The 12,796-nt window shown below is 56.7% G+C and carries 8 protein-coding genes and 3 pseudogenes; 8 read left to right on the forward strand and 3 right to left on the reverse strand.

All coding sequences use genetic code 11. From position 1 onward, the window contains the following. The first annotated feature begins 236 nt into the window (after positions 1-236). Complete coding sequence (locus XCC_RS00665; RefSeq protein WP_080506172.1) at positions 237-932, forward strand: toll/interleukin-1 receptor domain-containing protein; 696 nt, start codon at positions 237-239, stop codon at positions 930-932. A gap of 94 nt (positions 933-1,026) precedes the next feature. After that, entirely contained in the window at positions 1,027-1,506 is a 480-nt protein-coding gene (locus XCC_RS00670; protein ID WP_230309674.1) for a dCMP deaminase family protein, read from the forward strand. Between the two features lie 235 nt (positions 1,507-1,741). Here XCC_RS00670 and XCC_RS00675 read toward each other — a convergent pair whose 3' ends face one another. Continuing rightward, positions 1,742-2,722, reverse strand: a complete 981-nt coding sequence (locus tag XCC_RS00675; protein ID WP_011035385.1) for an IS5-like element IS1646 family transposase — start codon at positions 2,720-2,722, stop codon at positions 1,742-1,744. 548 nt (positions 2,723-3,270) lie between these two features. Between XCC_RS00675 and XCC_RS00680 the strand changes: the two genes are divergently transcribed. The 6 genes and pseudogenes from XCC_RS00680 to XCC_RS22720 form a co-directional block, all read left to right on the forward strand. Beyond that, the gene (locus tag XCC_RS00680) at positions 3,271-4,485 is read left to right on the forward strand and encodes an IS4-like element IS1481A family transposase (RefSeq protein ID WP_011035386.1); all 1,215 of its coding nucleotides are present in this window, start codon (positions 3,271-3,273) and stop codon (positions 4,483-4,485) included. Positions 4,486-4,582: 97 nt separating this feature from the next. Continuing rightward, positions 4,583-4,666: a hypothetical protein gene (locus XCC_RS22600; protein WP_337998494.1), complete on the forward strand. Its 84-nt coding sequence runs from the start codon at positions 4,583-4,585 to the stop codon at positions 4,664-4,666. Between the two features lie 125 nt (positions 4,667-4,791). Further along, positions 4,792-9,297, forward strand: coding sequence for an RHS repeat-associated core domain-containing protein (locus XCC_RS00685; protein ID WP_011035387.1), 4,506 nt, complete (start codon positions 4,792-4,794; stop codon positions 9,295-9,297). A 201-nt stretch (positions 9,298-9,498) separates the two neighbouring features. After that, positions 9,499-10,853 (forward strand): annotated as a pseudogene (locus XCC_RS00690) (RHS repeat-associated core domain-containing protein); the annotation flags it as partial. Further along, on the forward strand, positions 10,850-11,212 hold the full coding sequence (locus XCC_RS00695; RefSeq protein ID WP_138922016.1) for a hypothetical protein: 363 nt from the start codon (positions 10,850-10,852) through the stop codon (positions 11,210-11,212). The pseudogene XCC_RS00690 and the gene XCC_RS00695, both read left to right, overlap by 4 nt. A 63-nt stretch (positions 11,213-11,275) precedes the next feature. Next, positions 11,276-11,503 (forward strand): annotated as a pseudogene (locus XCC_RS22720) (type IV secretion protein Rhs); the annotation flags it as partial. Positions 11,504-11,596: 93 nt separating this feature from the next. On the opposite strand, the gene XCC_RS00700 reads toward XCC_RS22720, so the two are convergent. Then, positions 11,597-12,268, reverse strand: coding sequence for a hypothetical protein (locus XCC_RS00700; protein ID WP_011035389.1), 672 nt, complete (start codon positions 12,266-12,268; stop codon positions 11,597-11,599). A 185-nt stretch (positions 12,269-12,453) separates the two neighbouring features. Further along, positions 12,454-12,780, reverse strand: a pseudogene (locus XCC_RS00705) (hypothetical protein); the annotation flags it as partial. Positions 12,781-12,796 lie beyond the last annotated feature (16 nt).

Below are 12,796 nucleotides of genomic sequence, written 5' to 3' on the forward strand. Positions count from 1 at the left end.
CGGACCATATCCGTATCAGGCGTCTGGGGCCAAAGAGAGTCTGCAATCTTGCATAGGTTGTGCAATCTGCTTGGTGCCCGATTCTACGATGCCGAGTCTGGGGATTTCATCGATTTATGAGTACTAAAAATTGATTCGAGCCGAACCCGATCCCTTTTGGCTTAATTCAAACGTTAGAGCGCACCAATCATTGTCGCCCCTAATTGAAGATTAGGCCCCAGACAGAGGAATGATTCATGGCAAGATGCACAGCACCAGTTCGTGGCCACAGTTCAGCAGCGGCAGCCGCCGCGTGTCCTGCTTGTCGCTACCGCAGCAGCTCTCGTTACAGCAGCGGAAATGGCGGTTCCTACTACCCATCAACGAGTAGCCCTAGCTATACCAGCTCAAGCAGCGGCAGTGGGCGCAAGAGCTCAAAGCCGCGCTGGTCAAAGACAGGATCGACTATTCTCTACACACCGGCCGAGGTGCAATCACTTGCACCGGTCCGCGAGGCTGTGGAGGTCCAGGTCGCGCGGCACCCAGACAAACGAGATGTATTTCTTTGCCACGCCTGGGATGATCGTCAGGGAGCTGCGAAAGAACTGCATGACCTTCTTGAAGCTGCAGGGGTAAAAGTCTGGTTCAGTGAGAAGGACCTTGGACTTGGCGTCCCTATGATGCGCGCAATTGATAAGGGCCTAGCCAACTCCAAAGTCGGCCTCGTGCTTGTGACACCTGCACTTTTGGCACGCCTTCCAAAAGAAAGTGTCGCAGACAAGGAGCTCTCAACACTGCTTGCGGGAAATCGACTTGTGCCTATCGTTCACAAGACAACATACGAGGCGCTTCGCGAGATAAGTCCAATGCTCGCTTCAAGAACGGGTCTTGACACCGCAGAGGACTCGATGTCTGAAGTAGCTGCAAAAATCGCTGAGCTAGTTGATTTCTAGGGGGGGGGGGGGGGCGCGCTCTAAAAAATTCTTGCAAGCCGACGTCGCTTCGCGGCGCGGCCTAACTTAGGCGTTAGGTGTCAAGGAGATATACATGGATTATTTAATTGAATCAAGGCCGATGCAGAAGTGGGATGTCCGGTTCTGTGATTTGGCCAGATACATATCAGCCTGGTCTAAAGACCCGAACGCTAAGGTTGGAGCAGTTCTCTTCTCGAAGAAGGGCGGAAATGTGTCAATTGGATATAACGGATTCCCTATCGGTGTTGAGGACTCCGCAGAGCGGTTGACTGACAAAGATGTAAAGTTAGAATTAGTCGTACACGCAGAAGTCAACGCCATTATCGCAGCAGGTGTTCGCGCAGAGGGTTCAACGATTTATGTATGGGGAAAACCAATTTGCGCGCGGTGCGCCGGTCCAATCATTCAGGCGGGAATAAAAAGAGTAGTTGCCCTTGCGCCTGGTGAGTCAGAATCTCATTGGGATAAAAGTGGAAAGACTGCTCGTGACATGTTCATAGAGGCAGGCATTACAGTTGATTTTTATACGGCTAACGAGCCAGTGACTACTTAGCAATTCATATAGATCGACACCGCTCGCGGAATGAGTTAATTCAGGCGTTATGCCCATAGAGCCGCCGTCCACTTCAGCAGGAGCATGCATGAACATCTACGCTGCAATAGATAAACTTAAGGATGGTCTGATCAACGGCGTCGGAGGATGAGCCCAACTACATCGGCCAGGCTGACGGCGCTCAGATCCTCGATTTTTTTGCCGTTTCCGGCGCGTTTGCAGGGTGTTGCCTGCGTTACAGGCGCACGCTCCCCATAGCAGGCAATAACTGCTTTCGCTTCATCCACAGGTTTGACAGCGCAAACAGCGTCAGCACCTGCGCGGTGTTCTTCGCCAGGCCGCGATAGCGGACCTTGGTGTAACCGAACTGGCGCTTGATCACCCGGAACGGATGCTCCACCTTCGCACGCACGCTGGCCTTGAAGTGTTCCCAGCGCTGTTCCCGAGCACGCTCCCGCTTGTTGCCGATGGCTTGAAGCACCGAACGCTTGGCAGCAATGAAAAATGCAGCCTCGCAGTCCTGCAGTTCTTCGCGCTTATCCGCACCGGTGTAGCCGCTGTCGCCAAACACGCTGTCTTCTTTGCCATGCAGCAATGCGTGCGTCACCGTGACATCGGCGACGTTGGCGGCTGTGCAATGGACGTGGTGCACCAACCCGGAAAATTCATCCACGCCGATGTGCGCCTTCATCCCGAAATACCACTGATTGCCCTTCTTGGTCTGATGCATCTCAGGGTCGCGCGCATGGTCGGCGTTCTTGGTCGAACTGGGCGCCGCGATCAGCGTCGCATCGACGATCGTGCCCGACCGCAGGCTCTGGCCCTTGCGCGCCAGATGCGCGTTGACCGCTTCCAGCATCCGCGCGGCAAGGCCATGGGTCTCCAGCAGGCGGCGAAAGTTGAGAATCGTGGTCTCGTCCGGAACGTTGTCCAAGCCACCGAGCTGGGCAAAGCGCCGCAAGGTCGGGATCTCGTGCAGTGCTTCTTCCATCGCCGGATCGCTCAACGCATACCACTGCTGCAGCAGATGAATCCGCAACATCGTCGCCAGTGCGTACGGCTGCCGACCTGGCCGCCCCGAGACCGGATAGTGCGGCGCGACCAGCCCGAGCAGTTGCTGCCACGGGACGACCTGCTCCATCTCGGCCAGAAAGATCTCCCGGCGCGTCTGCTTGCGCTTGCCCAGGCCCTCAGCGTCACCGAACGTCAGTTGCATGGATCACCCCTCAACATCAGGCGGGTAGTGTCGCGTATCTGTGGTGCGTTGTTCAGAGGTTCCTTAAATCCAGCATTCCGCGGTCCGTCGCGGATGCACAAGTTTTCTTAGACACCCTTCCTTCCAATGTACAAGAGCAACTCATAAGCGCTGTATATCTTGGTCGCGAGCACATCCATTCCAGCAGCCTGCGCGACGACTTGGAGGTCAATCGCTCGTACACCGACCACCTCAGCAAGGATGAATACGCAGAAATTCTCCACGAGAAGGGGGAAAACTTGATCATCTATCTCGACAAGCTTGAGTCGTGTGCAACTGCCGCTGATTTCGACCTAAACAGGCTCTAAGTCGAGCGGGCCAGGTTCACTTTAGGGCGATCTGACCCCTAAGGAAACAGCGGGGTAAGGTTTAACTAATAAGTCAATCTGACTCTGAGGTTTCCCCACATTTCCTCCTGGCAAATCAATCACTTGCGACGTAATTGCCTGGAAGAAAGTGCGCGCATGGCGCAATCTTCAAGGTGACTAAGCCAGAGAAGGTTGACGACCATGCGCGCCAGCGAAGTATTGCAGAAGTGCCTGCCCAACTCACTGTCCGGGATGCATGCGTTGCGCGAACGCGCGTTGCTGCATGCGGTCGAGGCGTTGTTGCACGGACGCAGGCTGACACTGATGGACATCGCACGTTCGTGGCCGAGCGCACTGCGGGTGCGCGCGCCGCTCAAGGCAGTTGATCGCCTGTTGAGTAATCGCAATTTGCAGGTCGAGCGATCAGTGATCGACCACGAGATGGCGCACTGGCTGCTGCGCGGCGCGCAGCCGGTAATCGTCATCGACTGGAGCGATCTGAAGCCAGACAAATCGTGGTGTCTGCTGCGCGCAGCGGTGCCGGTGGGCGGCCGCACGCTTACCTTGCTGGACATGGTAGTGCCAGGAAAGCAGCAGGGATCGCCTGGTGCAGAAAGACGCTTCTTGCAACAACTGAGGGCACTGGTTCCGGACGATGTTCGCCCGATCCTGGTCACTGACGCCGGCTTCCGGACACCGTGGTTCCGCGCTGTATCGGCCATGGGCTGGTGTTGGGTTGGGCGACTGCGCGGGCGCACGCAAGTCAAGCCGCAGGACGTGCGGGATGAAGCAGATCAGTGGATCGACAGCCGGAAACTGCATGTGTTGGCGTCCAATCGTGCATGCGAGTTACCGCCGATGCAGGCCAATCGCAGCGATCCACTCGATTGCAGGTTGGTGATTTACGCCAAGGCACGGCAAGGGCGCAAACAGTGCAATCGCCGCTCACCCGCCAAAGTCTCGCGTGCGTCATCGAGTCTGAAGGCCGCAGCGCGCGAGCGCGAGCCTTGGCTCATCGTTGCATCCCCGCAGCTGCAGGCGCCCAGCGCAAAGCAGTTGGTCAATGTGTACGCACGACGGATGCAGATCGAGCTTGCATTTCGCGATCTGAAATCACATCGCTACGGCCAGGCGCTGGAAGACAGTTTGACCCGACGCGGCGAGCGACTGCAGATCCTGCTGCTGATCAATACGTTGGCTGCATTCGCCAGCTGGTTGGCGGGGCTGGGATGCGAAGCGACCGGTATCGCCCAGTGGCTGTCTCCTCGCAACAGCACACGCAAGCTTTACTCCACGCTACGCATCGGCCGAGAAGCGCTGGTCAGGCAGTGGCCGATGGAACCCGTCTCACGGTGGATAGGGCGCTTGCGCGCACTGCCTGCGGCAGTGCGCGAGCAGATGACGCTTACGGTGTAAAACGTGGGGATACCTTAGAACCTGACCCCCCTTCCCTCCGCACGGGTGACGCCAGGCTTTTACCCGCAATCGCACCGGCAGCCTCATCTACCCGCAAGTGGCTGCAGCAATGGGCATCTCGATCAAGATGGTGGAAATGTACATTAGCCACGCACTGGCTGCGTGCCGGGCTGCTGCGTAGTTGAAGCCGATCAACAAGGCTTGACGAAGAAAATTTCTGCGGGAGATGATAACGATGATTTTTAGCTGCGGCATCTTGATGTCGTCTGCAGCATCGTCAGCTGCCAAAATTTGAAGGAATAGGACATGGAAGTTCTGAAGCCCCTGCGGCTGCGTCGTTACGCTTGCGCATTGTTGCTAAGCACTGTCTGCGGAGTCTGTGCGCAGGAGGTCAAGCAAGAATGGACGGTTTCTGCCAAGCACCCAGAAATTCCGACGACAACCGTTGGCGTTTTTGACAATCAACATCGTGCAATTGAGGCCATGGCGCAGATCGCTGGTCCTAGCGATGCAGAGTATGCGTATCGTTTAGCTACGCACGTAAAAGAAACAAAAACGAACGAAGACCAGACAGTTACGCTCACATACTGGCTTGGTAACGATCAACCATCCGATCCCGAATGGACTTACTCTGCACTAGGTAGCTCCTACGCAACTGAGGTCGAGATGGCTGCAGGTATTGAGTCCTTCTACACTCAATTTAACGAATGTGGCAAGGTTTCTCTGAAGCCAGCAACCGAATGGACGCCATATTCGGCGGAATTCGAGGGTCGTATTGATTCAAAACGTTTTGATGTTATAGCGAACGTGCTTTATTACGATGGAACGTGCTTACCCGTAGAGCACACTGGGTTCGGTACTCGCCAGCGCAGGCTATTCTGTCCTTTATATACGACCTGGAACGATGATTATCAAGCCTGTGTAAATCTGGAAATATTTGCTTACTTGACCGGGCCTTCTTTAGAGGATACGTGTTCGGTTGGCAATCCGTGCGATGTAAAGACCGGTGAAAAATCACAACCTGAACAGGATTTCGATCTTGGATGGATACGTCTCGTTCGAACGTTCCGGTCCTCGCAGGTTGGACGGCGATCGAACCTTGGGGCGGGCTGGTTCAACTCACATGAAATCAGTGTTTCTTCAAATGGCTCTCACGCAATACTTGCTGAAGGAAACGGGCTTCAACGTAATTTCGAATCGGTCGGAAATTCTTTTATTGCTTCTGATGGCTCTGGGGATCGGCTTGAGAAAATAGCCAACGGGTGGAGACTTTTTAGGTCGGAAACGGTTTCGGAATTTGATGCTACAGGCGCGTTGGGCTTGGTGTCGAAGGACGACGGTAGTTATCTTCGATACGCGTACGATCGATCCTCGAGGTTGGAATCGATTACGCACTCTACCGGACGCAAGTTGGTTTTTAACTACGCTGATGGCTCCCGTTATGCCCAGCTTATTCGAGTTGCGCTGGACGGAGTCGCGTTGGCTACTTACGCTTACTCTGACACTTTCCCGGACAGCGCGGTGCTGGAGAGCGTGACCCATGCGGACGGCCGGGTCAGGTCGTATCTGTATGAAGACGAGGATTTTTACCGCTTCCTGACCGGTGTGGTCGCGGAGGATGGAATGCGCTACAGCACATTCGCCTACAACGCTACGGGGCGTGTTGTGTCAAGCCAACATCACGATGGCGCAGACGGTGTGACGCTTGATTACACCGATGGCGCCACCGTTGTAACCGACGCGTTGGGGGAACAGACGACATATACGTTGAGCCAGCGTTCCGCAGGTCCTAGAAAAATAGATGACGTCACCGACAGCGCAGGTACTCTCAGCAGCGACTATCTGGACGCAAGTGTTGATTTTCGTCGGCGCTTGAGAGCTTCTACCGATCGTGCCGGGGTTATCACGCAACACGCCTATGCCGAACTTGCGGATGCTGGCGTGCCAGTCAATGTGCACACGGTCACCGAGGCGGCTGGTTTACCCAGTCAGCGAATCACAAGTACGCGCACCGCTGTCGACAGCAATCGATTGATGTCAGTTCAATCAAGTGACAAGCAAGTAGGCTATGTCCGAAATGCGCGACTGCAGCCGCAGCAAGTCATCACGACCGACGTCGCAAGTGGTCAGACCAGGGTTCTCAGTATGAACTACTGCGAGCCAGCCGATGTGGCTGCCGGTAGCGACTGTCCCGTACTTGGCTTACTGAAGTCCATCGATGGCCCGCGCACGGATATCGACGACCGTACGACCTACAACTACTACCCCATCGATGCCGCTGGGTGCCAGACCGGCACCGGACCGTGCCTGTACCGTAAGGGTGACCTCAAGCAAACTATCAACGCCCGCGGCCAGATCCGGGAAAATCTGAGCTATGACGCAGCAGGCCGCGTTCTTTCTGCCGTTGATGAGAACCGGGTACTAACCGATTACAGCTACCATCCGCGTGGTTGGTTGGCATCGACCACCGTGCATGGCGCGACTTCCGCGCAGAATCGCGTGACCACGTTCGAGTACTGGCCCACCGGCTTGGTCAAACGCATCACCCAGCCCGATGGCAGCTACGCCACGTTTGTCTACGACCAGGCCCAACGCCTCACCGATGTCACCGATACGCTGGGCAATACCCTCCATTACGTGCTTGATAAGGCTGGCAATCGTCTGGAAGAGCAGACCAAGGACGCGCAGGGTGCGCTCAAGCGCAGTTTGAGCCGTATTTACAATCAATTGGGGCAACTGGAAACGCAGGCGGACGCAGCCGCAAATCCTACCGACTACGCCTACGATGCAAACGGCAACCTGCGCTTGATCACCGACGCATTCGGTCGTAGAACCCTGCAAGAGCACGACCCACTCGGTCGGCTTGCGCGCACGTTGCAGGATGTCGATGGCATCAAGGCCGAAACCAACGTGGGTTACGACACGCAGGATCGCCCGCTGCAGGTCAAGGACCCGAAACGTCTGGACACGCGCTACACGTACAACGGGTTAGGCGACATCCTGAAACTGACCAGCCCGGATACCGGCGCCACCAGTTATACCTACGACAGCGCCGGTAACCGCGCCACGCAGACCGATGCGCGCGGCGTCATCTCCACCTATGGCTACGACGCGCTCAACCGGGTTTTGAGCATCAGCTACCCGACCGCCGCCTTCAATGTCAGCTATACCTATGACGTCACGCAGAACGTGTGCGCCAGCGGTGAGACGTTCACCGTCGGGCGCCTGGCCAAGCTCCAGGATGGCAGCGGTACCACCCAATACTGCTACAACCGCTTCGGCGAGGTGGTGCGCAAAGTGCAGACGGTCAACGGCAAGGTGTTGGTGCTGCGCTACGACTACACAACCGGCGGCCGCCTGCGGTCGATGGTCTACCCGGACGGCACCACGGTCGACTACGTCCGCAACGCACAAGGGCAGACGACCGAAGTTGGGGTGACTGCCTCGGCCGGCAGCCGCCAGCGTCTGCTGAGCGGAGCGACCTACTATCCGTTCGGCCCATCCGCCGGCTGGACCTACGGCAACGGCCGCAAGCTGGCGCGCACGTACGATCAAGACTACCGGCCGCAGAGCATCCAGGACACCCGCGCTGGAGGGCTGGAAATCGGCTTCGGCTTCAATTCCGTTGGCGACCTCACTGCCCTGACCCCGGCCGGCAACCCAACACCAGACCTTCGTCTGAACTACGACGCGCTCGGTCGACTCACTGCGCTCAAGGATGGCACTACCGAGGCGGTGATCGACGGCTATAGCTACGATGCCACCGGCAATCGTCTGAGTGCCAAGGTCGGCGCCGCCACGCAGGCCTACACTTATCCGACGACCAACCACCGTCTGAGCGCAGTCGCAGGCGTGGCACGCACCTACGACAAGATGGGCAACACCCTCACCATCGGCGGCAAGGCACGCGAATACCTGTACGACACCACCGGTCGCATGACCCAGGTCAAGCGCGCAGGCGCCGCGGTCATGAATTACCGCTACAACGGCCGAGGCCAGCAGGTACGCCGCTATCTGGGCACCACCAACACCTATACGCTTTACGACGAGGCCGGCCACTGGCTCGGTGACTACGACACCAACGGCGCACCTAAGCAGCAAGCGATCTGGCTGGACGACCTGCCGGTTGGGCTGCTGGCAAACGGCGGTCAGTTGCACTACATCGAACCCGACCACCTCGGCAGCCCTCGCGTTGTCGTCGATGCCGCCCGCGACGTTGCCGTGTGGAGCTGGAGCCTGAAAGGCGAAGCCTTCGGTAATACCGCACCCAACCAGGATCCGGATGGGGATGGCATCGCAATGGTGTTCGACATGCGGTTCCCTGGGCAGCGCTTTGATGCAGCGAGCGGATTCAATCAGAACTACTTTCGTGATTATGATGCCGCTACTGGTCGGTATGGGCAGAGTGATCCGATTGGGTTGGCGGGAGGAGTGTCTACCTATGATTATTCAAATGCTAATCCCTTAACCACCTCTGACGTATTTGGCCTAACAGGAAATCCTTTGTCTGGCTACAATCCGGCTCTAGGTCCAATAATTATTAAAACCCCTACCTCCAAAATAGGTTTTTTAGATAAATTATTTTCGTCATGGATTGTAGGGAAAGTCACGGGGGGTATAAGTACTGTTAATAAATACGGGCAAATTGTGCCAAAGCCGACTACTTTTCTGGGTAGGGCGAATATCTTCGTATGGGCAATGTCTCCAACGGAAATGTCATGTTCTGAACTGGATTGCGGTAAAAATAGTTTACCTGATTATTTTGAAAGGCAGCATCCAATCGAGAGTTGCGAGTCTGGAAATGAATATTGAGAGCAAGCGAAAAATCGCAGTCGTAATCTACTCCTTGCTACTTTTCCTGGGGGTTGTTGGAGCATGGGGTGCTTTTAATGGGCCGAGCTGGTGGACCTTGCCTCTTGCGCTAATCTGGCTGTGGATAGCTAATTTTTTGACTAAGTGTGTTGTCGCTATTATTCCAGGGGATTAAAAGTTTGAATATGCTGACTTGTCGCATTCAGCCCATCCTCCAGGTGGACCTACGGCAACGGCCGCAAACTGGCGCGTATGTACGATCTTGACTACCACCGCGCATCATCCAAGACACCCGCGCAGGCGGCTTGGAAATCGGCTTCGGCTTCGATGCTGTTGGCGACCTCACCGCTCTGACCCCGGCCGGCAACCCGACACCGGAGTTGCGACTGGATTACGACGCCCTCGGTCGGCTCACAGCGCTGAAAGACGGCGCCGCCAATACCGTGATTGGCGGCTACAGCTACGATGTCACCGGCAATCGCCTGAGTGCCAAGGTCGGTGGCGTCATGCAGACCTACACATATCCAACCACCAACCATCGTCTGAGTGCGGTGGCAGGCGTGGCGCGCACCTATGACAAGATGGGCAACACCCTCACCATCGGCGGCAAGGCACGCGAATACCTGTACGACACCACCGGTCGCATGACCCAGGTCAAGCGCGCAGGCGCCGCGGTCATGAAATACCGCTACAACGGCCGAGGCGAGCAGGTACGCCGCTATCTGGGCACCACCAACACCTATACGCTTTACGACGAGGCCGGCCACTGGCTCGGTGACTACGACACCAACGGCGCACCCAAGCAGCAAGCAATCTGGCTGGATGACCTGCCGGTAGGCCTGCTGGCCAACGGCGGTCAACTGCACTACATCGAACCCGACCACCTCGGCAGCCCTCGCGTTGTCGTCGATGCCGCCCGCGACGTTGCCGTGTGGAGCTGGAGCCTGAAAGGCGAAGCCTTTGGCAACACTGCGCCCAACCAGGATCCGGATGGGGATGGCACCGCGATGGTGTTCGACATGCGGTTCCCAGGGCAGCGCTTTGACGCAGCGAGCGGATTCAATCAGAACTACTTCCGGGATTACGATGCGGCGACTGGTCGGTATGGGCAGAGTGATCCGATTGGCTTAAGAGCAGGAATTGGTACATACGTTTATGTTGAAGGAAGCCCAGTTAGCCACGTAGATCCTTCCGGTCTATGTGAAGACAAACCAAAAGAAGACTGTCTTGATGCTGCTTTAAGTACCTACTCTATGGAAGAGTCAGTTAATTCGATTGTGGGATTTGGCGCCGGTTCCGCAATCTTTGGTGGGTCGGCGCAAGTAGTCAATAAATCAGCAATTAAGCCTCGCGGTGGTGTAGCAGGTGGAGGTCCCAGCGGGCGTTACACGAGCTACTCCAGACGTTACCTGGGAAATGGAGTTGGGAGAACCATTGGTAGACTCGGAATAGGAACAGTGATTAAGAGGGCAGGTATTATCGGGGCAGGGATTGGTGCAATAACAGAGCACGTTGAAGCGCTGAATGCTTTTATAAAATGTCGAGGTGCTCAGTGATCGACCATGCTGCTAGAAATATCGGAGTTGAACTCCTGCTTAAGCTGGATGAACATCGATTGTCTTCGGATGAATTTGAGGGTAATTGGCCAAAAAAAACTGACGATAATGCGGTTAAGTCAATCGGCTACTGGGTGTGGACTTTGTTTGACGATGAGCATGATTGCATCATTGAGATAAAAGAAAATTCAGAAGAAAAATTAATTTTGAGAAATTCAATTGAATTTTTAAATTCAGATCAAATTTTACATTTAAAGATGCTTGGCCGGTATGAAAAGATTAAAACAATATTCTCAGAGGGTACGGAATGGCTAGGGTGTGAATTGCCTTGGCATAAGAAGTGGCCTTTCCCTGAGTAGATAATCCATGCAGAACTGTGTAGGGGCCTTAAGAGGATGAATTGGCTTCGGTCCGGTCGGTACCTCATTGCCCCAACCCCGGCCGCCAACCCAACATCAGAACGTTGTTTGGACTACGACACGCTCGGCCGACTCACTGCGCTCAAGGATGGGACTACCGAGACGGTGATCGACGGCTATAGCTACGATGCCACCGGTAATCGCCTGAGTGCCAAGGTCGCCGCCGCCACGCAAGCTTATACATACCCAAACACCAACCACCGCCCAAGCGCAGTCGCAGGCGTGGCCCAAGAACGGGGTCAGGTTACGGTGCGCTCATGTTGCGGTGATCCAGTGCCACGAAGACCGGCGCATCCAGCAGCAAATCAGTGTGTCGGTGAAGCTTCACTTATCCCGCCGATACACCCCATTAAAACTCACACTCGCGCCGCCGCATTGCAGGTTGTCTGCAACGATCAATAAGTCGCCAAGCAGCTGCAGACGTACCGTGCAGTCATCCTCTCGTACTTCCAGACGGTTGCCCTCCGCAAAGCTGCGTGCGGTGACCGCGCCGAAGTGTGGGCCGCCGGGCACCTGCTCCGGGCTGGGATTGGCGCTGGGCCAGTAGGCGTCGCCATTGACGGTGATGCTGCCGTCGCCATTGGCGGTCAGCTGTAGCGTGTTGTCGCCGTTATGCCAGTGGGCGTTCCACGCACTTGCGGGTGGCGTGGCGGTGCTGGCGATGGGCTGCAGGCTGCGCTCGGCGACCCAGCCGGCACTGACGCCCACCTTGTTGGGATAGGACGCGCAGGCGTAGCCGCCACGGTGCTGGGCCAACACCACCACGTCGCCCTTGACCACGTAGCTGCGCTGCCGGCAGGCTACCTCGCCCTTGCTGGGGCAGCCGTCGCTGTCGTTGAGCAGATACAGGCGGGGTATTTCGACGCGCGCCAGCGTAAATCCTGACGGGCTATTGGTGAATGACCCGTTGCGGCAGTCGGCCGCTTCGTCATCGTGTGGCGCGGCATGCGCCATGGCTGACACCGACAACAGGAACAGCAAGCAGGCCTTGTGCATCTCGATCACTCCACGGGCAAGGCACTAGTGTGGCCTAACGTGGCGTGCGTTGTGCATCAGCGCGCATGACGTGAACCGGTGTCTTCTTCGGCCACGATGGGCGCCATGCGCGCGTGCGTTGCCGGAGGACAGCTGGGTTATCGCATGCAGTCACCGCTACCCAGTGCAGCTCAGACTAGGGCAGCTCAGATCGGCAACGCGCTCGACTTGCGGCGCAGGTAGTTGGTGATGGCGCGCCGCGTGGATTTGCCGCGCCACGAGGCCCAGCACAGGTGCGAGCCCACGGCGATCTGGCCGCCGCGATGTCCCAGCCCGAACCAGGTGCGGTCCGGATGGAAGGCGTCGCGTGCAGGACAGTGGATGCCTTGAAAACCGCACTCGCGTGAGAGGTAGAAGTTGGTGAGCCCCCTGGGCCCGGACACCATCGGAATCTGCCGGTGATCGGTCAGGCGCTCCGGCAGGTGCGCCACGAAGATGTGTTCGATCAGCGATGCCCAGAATGGGTGGCCGGCCGCCACCGTCGCGCTT

Origin of the sequence: Xanthomonas campestris pv. campestris str. ATCC 33913, from assembly GCF_000007145.1 — a bacterium.
GTDB lineage: Bacteria > Pseudomonadota > Gammaproteobacteria > Xanthomonadales > Xanthomonadaceae > Xanthomonas > Xanthomonas campestris.

Excerpts from the sequence above, each read along its gene's own strand:
- XCC_RS00665 (WP_080506172.1), top strand. The coding sequence starts at position 237 with ATGGCAAGATGCACAGCACCAGTTCGTGGCCACAGTTCAGCAGCGGCA.
- XCC_RS00685 (WP_011035387.1), top strand. The coding sequence starts at position 4,792 with ATGGAAGTTCTGAAGCCCCTGCGGCTGCGTCGTTACGCTTGCGCATTG.
- XCC_RS00680 (WP_011035386.1), top strand. The coding sequence starts at position 3,271 with ATGCGCGCCAGCGAAGTATTGCAGAAGTGCCTGCCCAACTCACTGTCC.
- XCC_RS00675 (WP_011035385.1), bottom strand. The coding sequence starts at position 2,722 with ATGCAACTGACGTTCGGTGACGCTGAGGGCCTGGGCAAGCGCAAGCAG.
- XCC_RS00700 (WP_011035389.1), bottom strand. The coding sequence starts at position 12,268 with ATGCACAAGGCCTGCTTGCTGTTCCTGTTGTCGGTGTCAGCCATGGCG.
- XCC_RS00670 (WP_230309674.1), top strand. The coding sequence starts at position 1,027 with ATGGATTATTTAATTGAATCAAGGCCGATGCAGAAGTGGGATGTCCGG.